Origin of the sequence: Microbacterium sp. LB12 (genome assembly GCF_037150835.1) — a bacterium.
GTDB lineage: Bacteria > Actinomycetota > Actinomycetes > Actinomycetales > Microbacteriaceae > Microbacterium.
Map to the genome: position 1 here is coordinate 1 of NZ_JBBCPF010000018.1, position 17,495 is coordinate 17,495.

At 68.7% G+C, this 17,495-nt stretch carries 19 protein-coding genes; 16 read left to right on the forward strand and 3 right to left on the reverse strand.

All coding sequences use genetic code 11. The features are described from left to right. From WFM69_RS18775 to WFM69_RS18845, 16 genes are all read left to right on the forward strand, one after another. On the forward strand, positions 1–717 hold a 717-nt coding region (locus tag WFM69_RS18775; RefSeq protein WP_337007294.1), incomplete at its 5' end, for a helix-turn-helix transcriptional regulator. A gap of 214 nt (positions 718–931) precedes the next feature. Continuing rightward, positions 932–1,213, forward strand: a complete 282-nt coding sequence (locus WFM69_RS19445; RefSeq protein ID WP_442928458.1) for a hypothetical protein — start codon at positions 932–934, stop codon at positions 1,211–1,213. After that, positions 1,210–2,037 carry an ImmA/IrrE family metallo-endopeptidase gene (locus WFM69_RS18780; RefSeq protein WP_442928459.1) on the forward strand — a complete coding sequence of 276 codons (828 nt, stop codon included), beginning with the start codon at positions 1,210–1,212 and terminating at the stop codon, positions 2,035–2,037. The genes WFM69_RS19445 and WFM69_RS18780 overlap by 4 nt, the downstream gene beginning before the upstream one ends. Next, complete coding sequence (locus WFM69_RS18785) at positions 2,037–2,945, forward strand: bifunctional DNA primase/polymerase (RefSeq protein ID WP_337007296.1); 909 nt, start codon at positions 2,037–2,039, stop codon at positions 2,943–2,945. The genes WFM69_RS18780 and WFM69_RS18785 overlap by 1 nt, the downstream gene beginning before the upstream one ends. Continuing rightward, on the forward strand, positions 2,942–3,709 hold the full coding sequence (locus WFM69_RS18790; protein WP_442928460.1) for a DUF2637 domain-containing protein: 768 nt from the start codon (positions 2,942–2,944) through the stop codon (positions 3,707–3,709). Before WFM69_RS18785 ends, WFM69_RS18790 begins: the two co-directional genes overlap by 4 nt. Continuing rightward, positions 3,699–4,172, forward strand: coding sequence for a hypothetical protein (locus WFM69_RS18795; protein WP_337007299.1), 474 nt, complete (start codon positions 3,699–3,701; stop codon positions 4,170–4,172). Before WFM69_RS18790 ends, WFM69_RS18795 begins: the two co-directional genes overlap by 11 nt. A 93-nt stretch (positions 4,173–4,265) precedes the next feature. After that, entirely contained in the window at positions 4,266–5,144 is an 879-nt protein-coding gene (locus WFM69_RS18800) for a hypothetical protein (protein WP_337007301.1), read from the forward strand. Beyond that, positions 5,131–6,246 (forward strand): ParB N-terminal domain-containing protein, encoded by a 1,116-nt coding sequence (locus tag WFM69_RS18805; protein WP_337007303.1) that lies wholly within the window; start codon positions 5,131–5,133, stop codon positions 6,244–6,246. Before WFM69_RS18800 ends, WFM69_RS18805 begins: the two co-directional genes overlap by 14 nt. Positions 6,247–6,307: 61 nt before the next feature. After that, positions 6,308–6,967, forward strand: a complete 660-nt coding sequence (locus tag WFM69_RS18810) for a hypothetical protein (RefSeq protein WP_337007304.1) — start codon at positions 6,308–6,310, stop codon at positions 6,965–6,967. Between the two features lie 12 nt (positions 6,968–6,979). After that, positions 6,980–8,158, forward strand: a complete 1,179-nt coding sequence (locus tag WFM69_RS18815; protein WP_337007306.1) for a M23 family metallopeptidase — start codon at positions 6,980–6,982, stop codon at positions 8,156–8,158. Continuing rightward, positions 8,155–8,421 carry a DUF6112 family protein gene (locus WFM69_RS18820; RefSeq protein ID WP_337007308.1) on the forward strand — a complete coding sequence of 89 codons (267 nt, stop codon included), beginning with the start codon at positions 8,155–8,157 and terminating at the stop codon, positions 8,419–8,421. Before WFM69_RS18815 ends, WFM69_RS18820 begins: the two co-directional genes overlap by 4 nt. Positions 8,422–8,510: 89 nt before the next feature. Next, positions 8,511–8,783 carry a DUF6112 family protein gene (locus WFM69_RS18825; protein ID WP_045249751.1) on the forward strand — a complete coding sequence of 91 codons (273 nt, stop codon included), beginning with the start codon at positions 8,511–8,513 and terminating at the stop codon, positions 8,781–8,783. 19 nt (positions 8,784–8,802) lie between these two features. Then, positions 8,803–10,149, forward strand: a complete 1,347-nt coding sequence (locus WFM69_RS18830; protein WP_337007312.1) for a conjugal transfer protein TrbL — start codon at positions 8,803–8,805, stop codon at positions 10,147–10,149. 3 nt (positions 10,150–10,152) lie between these two features. Next, the gene (locus WFM69_RS18835; protein ID WP_337007314.1) at positions 10,153–11,619 is read left to right on the forward strand and encodes an SCO6880 family protein; all 1,467 of its coding nucleotides are present in this window, start codon (positions 10,153–10,155) and stop codon (positions 11,617–11,619) included. 63 nt (positions 11,620–11,682) lie between these two features. Continuing rightward, complete coding sequence (locus WFM69_RS18840) at positions 11,683–12,495, forward strand: hypothetical protein (protein ID WP_337007316.1); 813 nt, start codon at positions 11,683–11,685, stop codon at positions 12,493–12,495. Continuing rightward, positions 12,492–13,985 (forward strand): ATP-binding protein, encoded by a 1,494-nt coding sequence (locus WFM69_RS18845; RefSeq protein ID WP_337007318.1) that lies wholly within the window; start codon positions 12,492–12,494, stop codon positions 13,983–13,985. The genes WFM69_RS18840 and WFM69_RS18845 overlap by 4 nt, the downstream gene beginning before the upstream one ends. Before the next feature lie 156 nt (positions 13,986–14,141). On the opposite strand, the gene WFM69_RS18850 is transcribed toward WFM69_RS18845, so the two are convergent. The 3 genes from WFM69_RS18850 to WFM69_RS18860 form a co-directional block, all read right to left on the reverse strand. Continuing rightward, positions 14,142–15,431, reverse strand: coding sequence for a hypothetical protein (locus WFM69_RS18850; protein WP_337007321.1), 1,290 nt, complete (start codon positions 15,429–15,431; stop codon positions 14,142–14,144). 464 nt (positions 15,432–15,895) lie between these two features. Continuing rightward, on the reverse strand, positions 15,896–16,222 hold the full coding sequence (locus tag WFM69_RS18855) for a helix-turn-helix domain-containing protein (RefSeq protein WP_337007323.1): 327 nt from the start codon (positions 16,220–16,222) through the stop codon (positions 15,896–15,898). Between the two features lie 4 nt (positions 16,223–16,226). Then, positions 16,227–17,306 carry a tyrosine-type recombinase/integrase gene (locus WFM69_RS18860; protein ID WP_337007325.1) on the reverse strand — a complete coding sequence of 360 codons (1,080 nt, stop codon included), beginning with the start codon at positions 17,304–17,306 and terminating at the stop codon, positions 16,227–16,229. Between the last annotated feature and the right edge of the window lie 189 nt (positions 17,307–17,495).

Genomic DNA, 17,495 nt, shown 5'->3' on the forward strand with positions numbered 1-17,495 from the left:
GAACCGGAGATCGACGTGGATAAGCCAGAGCCCCGGCTGGCAGAACACGCACGCCCGCCCGCCGAAACAACTCAACGAAAAGCGAAACGCGGCTCAACCGAATCGCGACGGTGGATCAGGGCTGAGCCAGCGCAGTTGATGCGGCTTGGAGAGGACCGGGTCGGTATGCTGATTCCCTGGCTCGATGAGCTGGTCGCCCTTAGCGTCGACGGGCAGTACCGGGAGCGGTTTCACCGGATGCAGGCGCTGTGGCACGCTGTGATCGATCAGGTGTCCCCGTTCATTCGGGTCTCGCCGACTCGCACCTTTCCGACCCCGCAGGCGCGGCCGCGGCCGTCGGCCCCGCGAGGGCGTCAGCTCGCACCGCAGCGCGCTGAGGCGTGCGCGGCGCGTGAACTGCTGCATTCGGATATCCGGCATTCTTGGTCGATCTCCGAGCTGGCGAGTGCCGCTCATTTGTCTTCATCACAACTCGTCCGGGTTTTCACGGACGCATACGGGAAGACGCCGTTGGCGTATCTGACGATGCTGCGGGTCGAGGAGATGGCGCGGCTGCTGCGGGAGTCGAATGCGTCGATCGCGGAAGCTGGAAGCGCGGTGGGGTGGGCGTCTAGGAATCGGGCTGCGTCCGCCTTTCGGGAGTGCACGGGCCTCACGCCGAGCAGGTACCGGGCGATGCGGCACGCGGCGGTCGTGCCCAGCATTTCGCCATCTTGAGCGCAGGAAATCGTCGCAGTCGTCCAGTTCGGCACCGCGTGGCCGATGGAGCTGCTATCGGTGGTCTTACGTCAGGCGCCGCATGGGTTCCTGACGGCCAACCTACCGTTCTGACTGTTCGCTGACCGTCTCGACCCACCACCGGCATCTCCGGCGTACCTCGCTTGCACGGGCGCCCCGTTTTCGGGCCGCCCGGTGACGAGAGGAGGCGGTCATGGCTGCGAGGAGAATCCCCGAGGAAGCGCGCGCTGCGCGGGAGTCAAAGCTCGATGAGGTACGGGAGCAGCTGAACGCGCAGGTCGAGAAGCTGGTTACCGGTGAGGACTGGAAGCAGGCGCTGACGTTCGCGGCGAAGTTCCGCGCCCGTAGCGTGAGCAACTCGTGGCTAATCTTTGCCCAGCACCAGGACGCCTGGGAGGCGGGTAGGGTGCCGGAGCCGATGCCGACGTACGTGGGGGGTACCGGCAGTGGGAACAGCTCGGACGGCAGGTCTTGAAGGGCCAGAAGGGGTACGCGATCCTCGCCCCGGTGACCGGGAAGTTCGCATCGAAGACCCCCTCTGATCCGATGTCGTGGCGCAAGCTCGCCCCGAAAGAGGAGCCGAAGCCAGCCGAAGTAGTGCGATCGCGGATGATCGGCGCGAAAGCCGCCTACGTCTTCGACATCTCCCAAACCGATGGCCCGGAGGTACCACTCCCGCCCTCCCCACAGCTTCTGGAAGGCGAAGCCCCGGCAGGGCTTCGTGACGGCCTGATCCGGCAGGTGACGGAAGCCGGGTTCCAGTTTCTGCCGGTGCCGCACGAGGGCATGATCCACGGCGCGAACGGACACACGAATTTCGACACGCGACAGGTGGCGGTGCGGACGAATATGGACGATGCCGCCCAGGTGAAGACGCTCGTGCACGAGCTCGCGCATGTGAAGATGCACGGACCCGACCAGGAGGAAGCCCGGCAGCATCGTGGGGTCGGCGAAGTCGAAGCTGAGTCCGTCGCGCTCATGGTCGGGGCCGCGCACGGGATGGACACGAGCGCCTACACGATCCCGTACGTGTCGGGATGGGCGATGGCCGCCGATGGGAAGAACCCCGTCCAGATTGTGCAGGCGACCGCGGAGCGCGTGCGGAAGGTCGCCGTTGAAATCCTCGACCAGCTCGACACCATGCAGGTCAGCGACGGCACCCCGCCCGGTCTCACCCGTGACGGCGTCGAAGCCTCGGCGGCGAGACAGGCCGGGCATCAGCCGACGGCACGGTCGGCGGCGCGAAATCCACCGGCGGCGCGGCCTGCGCGTTCCTCGCCGCTGGTGCGGGGGCTGTGATGGACGCCGAACAGCTCCTCGCACCGGTCGCCCGCATGAGCCTCGCGGAAGCCGCCCGGCACTACGTGCTGTTGGGGGTGCCGGTGTTTCCGTGCGTACCGGGTGAGAAACGACCGCTCGTCGCGCACGGCTTCAAGGAGGCCAGCAAAGATCCCGTGCAGGTTGCGGCGTGGTGGCGGCGGTGGCCGGAAGCGAACATCGGCATCCCGACCGGCCCCATTTCGGGGATCGAGGTCGTCGATGTCGATGTGAAGGGCGACCCGCCGCGCGGCCCCGCCTCCTGGCAGCAGGCCACCCAGGCCGGCCTGCTCGTTGGGCGGGCGGCGCAGGTCGTCACCCCGTCGAGCGGGCTGCACGCCTACTACCCGGCAGCCGAGGCCGAACAACGCTCGTGGGCTTCCGGCGCCGCGCAGCTCGACTTCCGCGGCACGGCCGGCTACATCGTCGCCCCGCCATCGCGGGTTGTTGTCGACGGACGACCTTCGGCGTATGAGCTCCTGGATCTCTCGGCGGGTGAGACCTGGCCGGTGGATGCGGTGGCGTTGCGGGAGTTCTTAGACCCGCGGCCGGCGCCGGTGTCGTGGTCGGCGGGACCGTTTCGGGGCACGCTGGAAGAGCGCGCGCAGCGGATCGCGGCGTGGCTGGAGGGACAGGGCGAGGGCGAACGCAACCAGGGCCTGTACTGGGCGTCGTGCCGTCTCGCGGAGAACGGTGCCTCGCTGTTGGCTGCGTTCGAAGCACTCGGACCGGTCGCGGAGGGCATCGGACTTCCACCGCGAGAGATCGCGCGCACCATCCGCTCCGCCTACCGCACGCCCGCACCGGTATCTGCCGCAGAAGGTCACGCCGGGCGCGCGCGGGCCTCGGTGCGGCGCGAACCTGCCGAGCAGGAACGGACGCTGGCATGAGTGGCGCACGGGTGGTCGAGGGCGGACGGGTCGCGGCGGGGACCGCGGTCACGGGGACGGTGCTGATCGCGGCGGGGGCGTTCTGGTTGTCGTTCACGGCGCTCGCGGATCTCGCCCGCCGGTCCGGGATCGCCGCGGGTCAGGCGTGGGCGTGGCCGCTGATCGTTGACGGCATCATTGTCGTCGCGACCGTCGCCGTGGTCGCGCTCACCGGCACCCGCCGCACCTGGTATCCCTGGATGCTCCTCATCATTGGCGCAGGCTTGTCGGTGGCGGCGAACTCGATTCACGCGATCGTAGCGGCCGACGCCGACGTACCCGCGCTGCTTGCTGCGACGGTCGCGGCGGTGCCGCCATTGGTGCTACTCGCGATCACCCACCTCACTGTCATCCTTACCCGCCACCAGGTCGAGGCATCCCCGCGCTCAGTGCTGAGCGTCGACGATGCGGGCGAGCTGCAGACCGAAGCACTGCCAATGTCTGTACTGCCCGAACCGTCTGGAACGGCACTCGAAGCTGGCGATCCTGTTCTCCGAGAGGTGGAGGCCGTGGCGCCAGTCCGTTCGTCTGCCTCTGGGCACGAAGTGGCCGAGGTGCTGCGGGCGGAGGGTTGGTCGAACAAGAAGATCGCCCGCCACCTCGGCGTGCATCCCTCGACCGTCGGCCGCTGGTTCGCGAACCAGCCAACGCCCGATTCGGAGTCCACGGAGACGCACGAACCAGAAACAGAACTCGAGGAGGGGAGAACCACCGATGAACACTGAACACGACGCCGTCGACGGCCCGGGTGAGCCGCGGTCGCGGCTGCATCCGGCGCTCGCTGCGGCGATGGGCGCCGAACGCGCGGGCTCGCTCGATCAGCACGAGCCAGGTTCGATCGTGGAGGCGGAGCGGTCGATGCTCGCCGTGCACGGCGACCCGACCGTAACCGCCACTGAAGTCACCGCGTCCGAGCCCAAGGCGGATGCGGACACAAAGGGTCGAACTCAGGTGCGGTGGGTGCGCCCGACGGATCTCGCAATGCAGGCCGGCGCCCACGCAACCGGGTGGGGGCTCGATCTACGGGCGGAACTCGGCCAGCGTCTCCAAGACGCCCACACCGTGCGCAAGGATCAGCGTCCCGACGGGCGGAGTGACCGTTCGCGGAGGCTTCCGGATCTGTCGATCGCGGGGCGTCGCCGGCAGGCTCGCCCGGAGCCGGCGCGTTCGGGGATGGGTCTGAGGTGATCCGTCATGAGTGCTCCCAGCCGCCTATTCGCGCGGGACCTGTCCGGCCCGTGGGATCCCTTGCGCACCTTCCCCGTAGGAGGTGCCATCACCATGAAGAAAGCCAACACGAGAACCCCCGACGGGAAGCCCCGGACATCCGGGCCGCGGCGGGGGTTCGAGCATTCCGAAGGCCTGCGAACCCTGCTGATCCGGCTGCACGAGGAAGGCCGCTGGGCGTGGCGGCACGACCCCGAGGTCGCCGCCCTCATGCGGCATGCCGCGGAGAAATATGCGGCGCTCGCCCGCCGGCACGGACTGGACCCGTGGGAGGCAGCGGCGGCGGCGTTCGACGCGATGCGCGCCGGCTCCGTACGCCGCGCCGAGGACCCGTGGGCGGTCATCACCCGGGCGGTGCAGGTCACCTGCATCGCCGAGGAACGCGCGAACGGGCTGCTCTGCTCCGTTCACCAGGCACGCCGCCCGAGATTCTCCGCGCATCATGATGCCGAACGCTTCTCCGACCGTGAGAACCCGCTCATCGACTACCACCCCGCGTTCCGTGCCGCTGACCCCTTCACCGGTGACGCTGACGAGGAGAGCGAGGCCGCCGGCCGGGTCGAGATAGCGGTATCCGAGTGCGTAACCCTGTTCGCGTGTCTCGGGTGGCCTTTGGAAGCCGCGCGGTCGGGTGTCGAGTACATCGTGACGCGCTTGGCGGAGTCGCCGTCGCGAGCGTCGGCGTTCGAGTCACTGCGGCGCGACTATCACGCCCGCGCGTTCCTCGACCTGCCGTCCGCGTCTTGGCTAGCGATGCTACGTATCGTCCTGGGCAGCCCGGACCCGAACCTCGCCCACACGCGCGCATCCCGCGGGGCCCTTCACCGGCTCGTGAGCGGCGAACCCGTCGAGGCACTACTGCTCGACGAGGGGCTGGTGGCGGAGGTGTTGCGGGCGGTGCCGGCGGGTGGTGAGTGTCGTGGCTGCCAGTAGCCCCGGGCACATCGAGCTGGAACGCTCCCTCGATTCCATCCAGGTCGGCAAACGCCATCGCGCCGATCTCGGTGATCTCGACGCGCTGATGGAGTCCATCGACCGGGAGGGCCTGTTGCAGCCCATCACGCTCACCCCGGACGGGGCCTTAGTGTGCGGGCGGCGCCGGTTGGAGGCGCTGCGCCGTCTCGGCCGGCGCACCACGAACGTGTGGGTGCGGTCGGGGATCACGGACCGGCTGAGCCAGCTCCTCGCGGAGCAGAACGACAACGCGCTGCACAAGCCGCTCAGCCTGATCGAGGCGGAGTCGCTGTACCGGGAGTTGAAGGTCGTGATGGCCGAAGACGCCGCCCGCCGACAGGAAGCCTCCCGGTTCGGCAGTGCCGTGCGGGAGGGCGGAGATTCTGCGGGAGTCTCCGGTGCCGTCGATTCGACGGCACCGCGCTCGGCCGGTGAAGCCCGAGTGCAGGCGGCCAGGATGGTGACCGGGCGCGGCTCGCAGACAATGCTGGAACAGATCGGCCGATTGAAGGATCTCGCCAACGACGACTCCCGCCCCGACCACATCCGCACGCAAGCCGCCGAGGAGCTGGCCCGGATCGAGGCGGGCGGGAAGGTGCACGGCGCGCACCTGCGCATGAATGCAGCGCTCTCCCTCGACGAACTCGACCGGATCGCCGTCGACCCCGCCCAGTCGGAGCTCGTGCGCGCCCAGGCTGCCGCGTCCGCGGCCCAGGTGCGCGACGCGGGCGCCGCCGACACGAGGGCTGCGGAACTCGCGGCCCTCGCCGCGGATGCGATCGCGCGCGTGACCGCGGAGAACCGTGCCAAAACGAAGCGTTCAGTCCCGAAGCCGGTGCGTCCGGCGTTGGCGTTGGTGGTGTTGCCGCCGCGGGCCTTCGTCGCTCTGTGGGCGGATATGCAGGGCTGGACGACCCGATACGACGCCGACAACCTCGCCACATCTCTGACCACGCCGGAGTGGGAGCAAGCCGAGACGGTGCTGGCGGAGACGATCGCGTTCTTCACGCGCATCCGCGACGCACGCGACCAGGCCGACGCCACCCGCCATCCCGCCGCTGCCGACGTGCGAACGGCCTGACCAGCGGGAACTGTGGGCGCACCTGCCGAGTATCGATCCGATTCGTTCTCGGGAGGCCTTCATGCGTCGCATCTCTGAGCCCGGCGAGAAGTCACGCCGCCTCCTCATCACGCTCGCGGCGACGGGTGTCGTGCTGCTCCTGCTCGTCGGCGTCGGCATCTACGGCCTGCTCCGCGGCCCCAGCGTGCCGGAGTCCGCCCCCTCGCTTGAGAGCTCAACGCCGGTCGCACCAGACCGGACGCACGCCCCTGCTCCCATCGAAACCGAGTCCAATGCGAAGCAATTCGCGCGCACGATCGCGAAGCGTCTGTTCACCTGGGACACGACCACCGGGCGGAACGTGGGCGAGTTCATGCAGCCGCTGATTGATGTCGCCGACTCGGAGGAGGCGCCGGGACTCGTCTCGGATCTGCGCGGCTACTACCCGGATCAGGAGAGCTGGGCGAAGCTCCGCAACGCGCACACACTGCAATGGCTCGCCATCGACACCCTCACCATCCCGTCTACTTGGACGGCTGTCGTCGAGCAGGCGGCGCCGGGTCTGATCCCGCCGGGGGCTGCCGCATTCACGATTGCGGGGATCCGGCATCGGGCGGGCGTCTGGGAGGGTCAGGCGGTCACGGACGCGCGTCCGGTGTCGTTCACGATCTTCGTCGCCTGCCCGACCGGCGACGCCTGCCGGCTGCTGCGCCTCTCCACCGTCGACCAGCCCATGCAGTGACCAGGTGCGCTGATGGTGAAGAAGCTGCTCGTCCTCGTTCTGGTGCTGTTTTGTGTTGGGCCGTCGGCCGCGGTCGTGGCGGTCGCGGCGTTCGCGGGTCCGCTCGGGTTCTGTACCACCGGGTCTCTGACCGTGGGCGAGATCCCCGACGAGTTGACCGCGACCACGGCGGACGGGGTGTCGGTGACGCTCGAGAAACGGCAGCTCACCCATGCGGCCACGATCATCACCACCGGGGCGGGCATCCCCGGGGTCGGGCAGGCCGGCGTCCGCGTCGCGCTCATGGCCGCCCTCACCGAATCTAGGCTGCGGATGCTCGCGAACACGGGCACGTATCCGGAGTCCGGGTCGTTCCCGAATGACGGGAACGGGTCCGATCACGACTCGCTGGGCCTGTTCCAGATGCGGCCCGCGTCCGGCTGGGGCACCGTCGCCGAGCTCATGGACCCGAGCTATCAGGCGCGCGCGTTCTTCGGCGGGACAGACGGCCCGAACTACCCCTCACCGCGCGGGCTCCTCGACATCCCGGGCTGGCAGCAACTCGACCCGGGATCCGCGGCGCAGGCGGTCGAGGTGTCGGCGTTCCCGGACCGGTATCGGAACTGGCAGCCCGTCGCCGACGCGATCCTCACCGCCCTTACCAAACCAGCCCCCGCCGGCGGCGGCACCGGCGCTGGTGGCCCGGGGCCGGTGCCGGAGACCTCGCGGCTCCTGTTCCCCCTACCGGCAGGCTCCTACACGAGCACCGACAGTTTCGGGTGGCGCACCGACCCCTTCACCGGCGAGCGAGCGTTCCACTCCGGGAGCGATCTCGCCGCCCCGGCGGGAACTCCGATCTACGCGATCGGCGACGGCCGTGTGACGGTGGCGGAGTACACCGGCGGGTGGGGCGGGCTCATTGTGATCGAGCACACCGTCGACGGTGCTCGGGTCGCGTCCTACTACGCCCACATGTGGCAGGACGGCATCTTCGTCACCAGCGACGAGACCGTCACCGCGGGACAGCACATCGGCGATGTCGGCTCCTCGGGCCGCTCCACCGGCCCGCACCTGCATGTCGAGATCCGCCCCGGCGGGCAAGGCCAACCGCCCGTGAACGCCGTCGACTGGCTCACCGCGCACGGAACGCAGCCCGGCGACGGCAGCAGCGCCCCGGCGGGATGCCGCGCCCGAGTCGGAGGCGGATCGTGAACGTGTTCCCGGACTTTGGGGCGGTCGGCGCTTCGGGTGAGCTCGCGACGGTGATCGGGGCGCTGCTCACGATCATCCTCATCGCCTCCGTGCTCACCCTGATCGTCTCCGCGATCGTCTGGGCGATCGCCTCCTCGACCGGGAATCCCTACATGGCGCAGAAGGCCCGGATCGGGGTGTTCGTCGCGATCGGCACCGCAGCCCTCGCCGGCGCCGGCATCGCCTGGACGAACTTCCTCCTCACCTTCGGCGACCGCATCTAGCCCGACGCATCGTATCGACCGCGCTTCGGCGTGGTGGGCGCACCTGTCTGGTGGACGAGCCGCGTCCGCATCCAGACAGGAGGACAGTCGTGATCGATATCGACCCGAACAGCAACGGGCTTCCCGGGATCGCACAACTGCGCGACATCGTCGGCGCGGTGATGACCGTCGGCCTCATCCTCAGCGTGCTCGCACTCATCATCTCCGCGATCGTCTGGGGCTTCGGCGCCAACAGCAGCAACCCGCACCTCGCCTCCCGCGGAAAGACCGGCGTGCTGGTGTCCTGCGGGGCCGCGATCCTCTGTGGCGCGGCGGTGACGCTCATCAACTTCTTCTGGACCGTCGGCCAGGCCGTCAACTAGCCGGGGGCGCTGGTTCAGGGTGAGTATCTGCGACGTTCCCGGCATCTCGACCGTCTGCACCGCGATCGGCGACGGCCCCGCCGGCGCATTCTTCGGGTGGATCGCGTCCGCGATGGGCCTCGCCGTGTCGACCTTGTTCCAGGGCATGTGGGACGTGTTCTCCACCACGACCGCCGTCGATGTCACCTCCGACGGGTACGTGAAGGTCTACAACATCCTCTTCGGGATCGCCGTGTTCATCACGCTGCTGTTCTTCTGCTTCCAACTCATAGTGGGCCTCGCCCGCCGCGACCCCACCGCCCTCACCCGCGCTGCCCTCGGTCTTGCGAAGTCGGTGCTGGGTTCCTTCGTGCTCATCACCCTCACCGCGCTGCTGCTGGAGATCACGGACCAGCTCTGTGTGGGGATCATTCAGGCCACCGGGCAGACGATCGAGAGCATCGGCGACCGGCTCGCGCTCCTGATCGCCGCGGTCACCGTTACTACCGTGGCCGGCGGTGCGGGGGCGTTGCTGACGATCTTCCTCGCGGGGCTCATGATCGCCGCGATCTTCATCCTCTGGTTCTCCCTCCTCATCCGCAAAGCCCTGCTGCTGGTTGCGATCGTGTTCGGGCCTGTCGCGCTCGCCGGTCTTACCTGGGAGTCCGCGCGCGGCTGGTTCGGGAAGTGGGCGACGTTCGTGGTCGCCCTGATCGCGTCGAAGCTCGTCGTGGTCGTGATCTTCCTCATCGCCACCGCCCAGGTCTCGGCCCCGATCAGCATCGATCTGAAGTCGCTGTCGGAACCGATCGCGGGCATCGTACTGCTGTTCATCGCCGCCTTCGCCCCGCACATGGCGTACAAATTCCTGAGCTTTGTCGGGTTCGACATGTATCAGGCGGCGTCGATGGAGCAGGAAGCGAAGAGCGCCCTCAACCGCCCTATCCCGCTCCCATCCAAGCCGAGCGGCCCGACCCCGAAGCAGGTGCTCGACAGCCCGGAGCCCGGCTCGGGCGGCGCGGTGCAGGGGCCTGCGCCTGTGACACCCACCGCGACCGAAGGGGCCACGGCCAGTGGTTCCGCTACGGGTGGGGGCGGTGCTGCGGGCGGCGGGGCTGCAGCAGGAGGCGGTGCCGCAGGTGGTGCCGCGGCCGCAGGGCCTGCTGCGGCGGTTGTCGCGGGCGCTGTCGTGGTGAAGGAAGCTGCGACGGCTGGGTCGAAGCTCGGCGACGCGATCGGGAACGCCGCTGACAGCCACGCGGCCGGCGCGTCCGAACAGGCCGCCCCGCCGCCCGGTGCGGTGCCGGTGCAGCAGCCGCCCGCCGTGCTCCCGCCACCGTCTCGTCCGTCCGGTGGCCCCACGCCCGTCCCGCCTGTGAAGAAGTGACCCATGACCGCCACCAGTACGGGTGATCCATCGTTTGAGCTGCGGCCGGTGCAGTTCTCCCGCCTCACCCGCCGGGGCATCCTCCTCGGCCTCTCCCTCCCACAGCTCATCGTCCTCGCCACCGCGCTGATCATCATCGTGGTTGGCCTGTACACGAACGGCGGTGCCGGGCTCGCCTGGTCATCCCCAGCCTGGACGGTGCTCGTCGCGATCGCCTGGGTGCCTATCGGTGGGCGGAAGATCATCGAATGGGTGCCCATCACCCTCCGGTGGATGCTCCGCACCCGGGCGAAGCAAACCACGTACCGGCGGAGGGTTGTGAAGCCGCGCCCCGCTGGCACCCTCGCCCTCCCCGGGGATCTCGCAGCTTTGCGGGAGTGGGAGGACCCGGAGACGGGGGCGGCGATGATCCATGACCCGCACGCGCAGACCCTCACCGCGATCTGCGGGGTATCGCACCCCGCGTTCGTGCTCCTCGACCCGGGCGAACAGCAGCGCCGCGTCACCGGCTGGGGCAGAGTCCTCGCCGCCGCCTGCCGCTCCGGCAGGATCGCACGCATCCAAGTACAAGAACGCACCCTCCCCGACTCCGGCAGCGGGCTTGCGGAATGGTGGCGCGAGCACGGACGCGACGACGGGTCCTGGGCTGCGACCACCTACCGGGAGCTCATCGAACGCGCCGGCCCCGCCGGGGAACGGCACGCGACCACGATCTCCCTCGCCCTCGACATGCGCACCGCCTCCCGTCAGATCCGTTCCGCCGGCGGCGGGATGAAGGGCGCGGCAGCGGTGCTCAGGCAGGAGATGCAGTCGTTCCAGACCGCGCTGCGCTCCGCCGAACTGCACCTGACCGGCTGGCTCACCCCCGGGAATGTCGCGCTAATGCTCCGCACCGCCTACGACCCCGCCGCAGGCCCCGCACTCGAACGCCACGGCACCCTCGGCCGGGAACTCGCCACCGCAGGCCCCGTCGCCGTCAACGAAACCTGGGACCGCCTCCGCTCAGATAGCGCGCATCATGCGGTGCTGTGGATCAGCGAATGGCCACGGGCACAGACGTTCCCGGGGTTCCTCGCACCGGTCATCCTCACCGGCGGTGTGCTCCGTTCGCTGTCGTTGCATTATCTGCCGGTGCGGGCGGATCAGGCGGCGCGGGATCTGCGGAAGAAGAAGACCGAGATGATCGCCGACGCCGCCCAGCGCCGCAAGATCGGCCAAGTCGAAGACACCCAAGCCTCCGCCGAGTACCAGGACGTGCTGCAGCAGGAATCCGAACTCACCGCCGGCCACGGCGTACTCCGCGTCGTCGGCCTCGTCTCGATCTCCGCCCCCACCATCGGCGAGCTGGATGCGGCGGTGTCTCAGGTGGAGCAGGCCGCGATCCAGGCCTCCTGCGAGACCCGCCGCCTCGTCGGCCAACAAGCACAAGCATTCACCGCCGCAGTACTGCCCCTCTGCCGCACTATCTGACCCCGACAGCGCCGCGCGCACCTGGCTCGTACCCCGTAGTCCTGATCGTGAAGGAGCCCTGTCATGCCGACCTTCGATGATGCCCCCGCGGATGCCGCCGAGATGTCGGAGGCCATGCGCGGACTCGCGCACGCCACCCGTCTCGTCGACCAGCCCGAGCAGATGTACCAGGTGCTCGGTGACCTGCTCGTCTCCGTGCGGTCTCTCGAACAGATCCTTGCCCAGCTCGCGACCGCCCACGACACCCTCAGCGACCGGGCGACCGAAGACGCCGGGGACGGGCCCGCCGGACGCAGCGATGCCGCCGCCACCGCAACCGAACTCCGCGCCGCGGCTGCGCTGGTGAGTCAGGCCGAACGTCACCTCGACGCCGGCATGGGCGCGGCCGGACGAATCGCCTGGCACCCCGAACCCGTCCAGGAGACGCGGCGGGAGTTCATCAACGTCGTGTTCCTGCAAGGTGAGGAAGCCGATCAGATCATCGACATCATCACCCTCCACGGTGCTGATCGGGCGATCGAGCACCTGGCGGGGCACGACTTCGGGGACGAGACCGTCGAGGCCGCACTCGAGAACGGGTACGTCTACGACCAGCCGCCAGTCGGGCAGCTCGACAAGACCGCAACCCGCGACGTGTACACGCTCGTCTACAACCCCTTCATGGGCCACGTCGGCCTCTACCGGCAACACGACGCCCTCCCCGATCCCGTGCTCCTCGGCCTCGAAGACCCACCCCGACACGCCGCCCCCAGCACGGCGGCGGAGCCGGCGGCAACTCAGGGTGCGGAGCGTTCCCGGCGCGAACGGCTCGGCACCCCGATGGCGAACCGGCCACCCGCCGTGAGCCATTCGGCCGGGCGCGGCCTCGGCCGATGACCAGCGACCAAGAAGGCGTCGAGGCGGGCGAGCTGCACACCTCGGTGCTCGTCGGCCCGCAGGGCGAACGCCGCACGCAGCGGCGCGCCCGCGAGCAGGCAGCCGCACGCATCCGCACCGAGGCCCGCGCCACCGAACGGCAGGCCACGAAAGCAGCCGCCGACGCGGAGCGGGAATCGCGCCGCGCGACCGAGTACCTGCCTCGCGCCGGTGAAGCCGGCGCGGCGTCGTTGCGGACGCCCGGACGGTTCCGGCTCCCACGCCATCAGGACACCAGTGCGACACTGTCTGGGCACTATCCGTTCCTCGCCGAAGGCGGCCTCGGCTCCGCCGGCACCTTCATCGGCCAAGACCTCTACTCCGGCGGCAGCTTCGTCTACGACCCGTGGGAGCTGTACCGGCAGGGCGTGATTACCGCCCCGAACCTGATCCTTGCTGGCATCGTCGGCTCCGGGAAGTCCTCGCTCGCGAAGGCGCTCTACACGCGGGCGCTCCCGTTCGGGCGCCGCGTCTACGTCCCCGGTGATCCGAAAGGCGAACACACTGCCGTCGCGCGTGCCGTCGGTGGACGCGCCATCGTCCTCGGCCCGTCCCTCTCGACTCGACTGAACCCGCTCGACGAAGGGTACCGGGCAGCCGGGATTCCCAACGCTGATTGGGCGGCGCAGGTTGCTGCCCGGCGGCGTGACCTTATCGGCGCGCTCACCGAAACCGTGCTCGATCGCCGGCTGACCCCGGTCGAGCACACCGCGATCGACCTCGCTCTGGCAGATGCCGTCCGATCATCCGAAGTGCCGATCTTGCCGATGGTCGTCGACCGCATCCTCTCGCCCTCCGCCGCGGACGATCCGGATGGGCGGCTCACGGAGGACGGCCGGATGGTCGGGCACGCGCTGCGCCGCCTCGTCGCAGGTGACCTCTCCGGTCTCTTCGACGGCCCCTCGACCGAGAAGTTCGACCCGACCTTGCCGATGCTCTCCCTCGATCTGTCTCGGGTCGCGGAGAATTCGGCGCTGCTCGCGGTGCTGATGACGTGCTCGGCGGCGTGGATGGAAGCCGCCCTCCAGGACCCGTCTGGCGGGCAACGGTTCGTGGTCTACGACGAGGCCTGGCGACTCATGTCCTACCCGGCTCTCCTCGCGCGGATGGATGCGCAATGGCGACTCGCCCGCCACTACGGGCTCGCGAATCTCCTCATCTTCCACAAACTCACCGACCTCGAAAACGTGGGCGACCAGGGCTCACGGATGCGAGCGCTCGCATCGTCACTGCTCGCGAACGCGGAGACTCGGATCGTGTACCGGCAGGAGTCCGATCAGCTTGGCGTCACCGCGCAAACTCTCGGCCTCACGGGCACCGAACGCTCACTCCTGCCCGGTCTCGGAATCGGGCAGGGGCTGTGGAAGATCAAGGACCGCTCGTTCGTGGTGCAGCACCAGCTCCACCCGGCAGAGCTCGAACTCTTCGACACCCGCGCCCGGATGCTCTAAGATCCCCGCAAGTTCACGAATATCGAACAGTGATTCGCGGGAACATGCGGATCTAGGTCGCTTTTTCGGGGGTGTGAGTCCGCATGTTCGTGGAAGATGCGTGCCGAGCCCTTGCTCATCATCTCGGCATCCGGGCGGCTGGTCAATCGCGGATGGTTAGTGCGTGGGTGCGAGGCCGGGGATCTCGGGTGCGTCTTCGACGGAGCGGGCGTAGTGGAGGGCGGTCTCGATGCCGATGCCGAAGAGGTCGCAGATGCGGCGCACGTCGCCTCCGGTCTGCTCGACCTCGTAGAGAATCCGGTCGACGCGGATCGCGTGCGCGCCGAGACCGGCCTTGCGCCAGGGGAAGCCGCTGCTAGGCGGGGTGAGCCGGGGCGCGGTCTGCTGCGAGACGAGCAGGTAGGGGTTGCGGGTCTCGGGCCAGCGCTTCGCGCGATGGTCGAGCCACGCTCTCAGGCGGACGCGGACGGGAGCTGCGAGCGGGATGATGCGGCCGTCGGGCATCTTGAGTCTGCCGTCGATGATGTCGGTGAGGAGGAGGTGCTGCACCTGCGAGGTCGTGAGAGCGTGGAACGCGACCAGTGAGACAGCGAACGCGATTGCGGGGTCGGGGTTCACGAGCGCGTCTCGGATCGCGCCTGGGGCCATCGGGAGCGGGGCGTTGCGTGTCGGGGGTCGGATCGGGATGCCCTTGGTCGGGTCTGCGAAGATCTGCTTGCGGCCACGCAGGATCGGGAACAGCGTGCGCATTCCGAGCATCATCAGGTGGCCGCGGGAGGGGTCGCCGGGTAGCACGGCGAGGATGTGCTCGGTGCTGATCTCGGCGAAGCTGGTGTGCCCGTCCTCGACCCATGCGGCGATAGCGGGGAGCAGCCCATACATCTGGGCTTTGACGGTCGAGGGTTCGCGGGGGTGACGGCGCGGCGGGATCTTCGAGCCGTTCACCATGATGTCGCGCCAGAGATCGAGCTGCGTGCGCATCGGCTCGGGGATCGCGTGGGTCTTGCGTTCCCAGAGCGCATCGAAGGAGGGCACGCGGTCGTCGACGAGCAGGCCCGCGTCCTCGAGGACTTCGATGGTGGAGCGCACGTTCCGGTCGCCGTCGTAATTGCGCATCCCGAGGATGTCGGAGGCGCGGAACTGGAGGTTCGCGCCGGGGAACACGAGCTGGAGGACTTTGAGGGTGCGCCTGACCTGGTTGGTCTGACGGTTGCTCCACCCGTGTTCGAGTGCTCGGGCGTAGAGGAAGTGATCGGTTCGGGAGGTGATGTCTCGCCGCTTGATCTCGTTCGCGCGCTCTCGCAGCAGCTCGGGGTCGGGGTCGATGTGGAAAAGGACGGGCTGCGTCGATTCGGGAAGCGGCGGGGTGCGGAGGATGCGCAGCGCTTCGGCCTTGCTCATCGCCATCGGGCGCTTCGGGATCGCGGCGTGCCGGGGATCGTTCATGCCTGCGAAGAAGAGCTGTAGCCCGTACTTGCGGGGCGTGTCGAGGTCGAGGGGCTCGCCGGGCTTGCGATGGGCGCGGGCGGTTTCCAGGCAGAGCAGGCAGTAGCCTTGCTCGCCGATCGTGGCTGTTCGATGACAGCAGACGCACTCGCCTTGGGGGTAGTTCGCGACCCACCACCGGCACTTCCAGCAGCGCCAGTTGTGCTGCCGGAACACGCCCCAGGCCAGGCAGTCTCGGCAGGAGCCCATGTAGCCGGGGCTGCCGGGGTGACAATGCCCGCAGAGGCCCTGGCTGTAATACTCGCGCGATCCGCACTTCTGGCAGGGCGGGGCGGTGAACGGGCCTCCGGGGATGCAGTCGTAGCAGTAGTCCACGCGGGGTGCGAGCCACGCGGCCGGTTTCACCCCGCAGCTCGTGCAGGGCAGGGGCGGACTCAGCGGCCCGTTCGGGCCGCGTGCTGGGCTCATAACGGCGGGGCGGGGCGATCGTTCGGCCCGAACCTCGGCTGGACGATGCCCGGAGTGCCGTTGGCCTCTGCCGGCTGCCCGCCGCCGGTCTTGCGGGCGATCACCTGCTCGGGCTCGGGCACGAGGATATCGCCGGGCTGACAGCCGAGGACGTGGCAGATCACGTCGAGGTCGTCCAACCGGATCGTGGTCGGGGTTCCCGTCCAGAGCCCGGCCATCTTGCCCCGGCTGATCTCGAGCCCGGCCTCGGCGAGCATGCGCCGCAGCTCGGCAGATTTCCAGATGCCGCGCTCCGCGGCTTGGAGGCGCAGATTCCATCTCATCGCTTCACACCATCCCCTCGAATCGGTTCTCTATGCGCTGGTTCGCTTGCATCCACGAGTCCTCGACGTGCTGGTTCGAGACATGGATGTACTGGGTCGTGGTCGAGAGCCACTGATGCCCGAGCAACTCCTGCAACGCCTTCAAGTCCATGCCCGCCAGATACAACGAGGACGCGCAGTAGTGCCGGAGCACATGCGGCGTCATCCGGTCGCCCCAATCGGGCAGGAAGCGGGCGGTTGCGAGCTTGAGGCCGCGGCGCAGCACATCGTCGCTGGCCCGCCCGCAGCGGCCGAGCTCGTCGTCGTAACGCTCGGAGGGGATCATCGGCGCATCCGGGTTGTCCCAGTCATTGCCGAAGCGATGCCTCACATCGCCCAGCCACCAGTCGATCAACTTGTCCGCTCCGTTGATCGCGGGCACGAGCCGCTGCTTCGCGCCGCGCCCACGCGATCCTCTCCCGAAGCGGACATGGATCTTTCCGAGCGATCCGAGATCGGGCCGCCAATCACGCAGGTCGAGCATCGTGCTCTCGTTGATGCGCACCCCGACCCGGCGCCAGAGCGAGGCCGCGAAGTAGTTCCGGGCCGCTGGGAGATACCTGCGCTCGTCCTGCAGCGATGCGCCCCAACCGGAGAACAGACGCTCAACCTCCGCATCGGAGGGAGGAACCCGGACCTTGCCGAGCGAGGAACCCGACTGCCGGTTGTACTCGTCGACTGGCTGCTCGATCACATACTCGGTGAGCGCGTTGATATCGGCCTGGTAGCGGGTGATCGCGAAGTCGTAGAACTGGGCGATCCCGCCCGCCTTGCTCGCCCGTGTCGTGACTGCGAGCCCGGCCTGCCGCAGCCCGGCGAGGAACGCATCGGCGTGAGCGGGCTTGGCCGTCCAGAGCGGCGCATCCAAGTGCCGGCGGAACTCGAACACCAGCGTCCGCGCCTGCGCGATGTAGCTGTCGCTCAGGCCCGCTGCCGCCATCGCGAGAGCGTACTGGTCGATGATCTCCTGCTCGAAGTCCTCAGCATCCTGCTCGGACTGCCAGCCGCGAGCTGTCCCGATACTCCGAACCGCCACGAGCCTCATCGCTCCGCCAGTTCACCATTCCTGCGCATACGCCAAGAATAATGGCAAAGTGTTCAAGAATCATGAACAAAATCCGAGATTCCCAGAACGAGGAGATCGCCGTGCTACGGCTGGAAGAGCGCACCTGAATGGCATGGAACCAGCAGAAATAGATGCGGGTCTAGAGACAAACGTAGTTGTCAGTGGCCT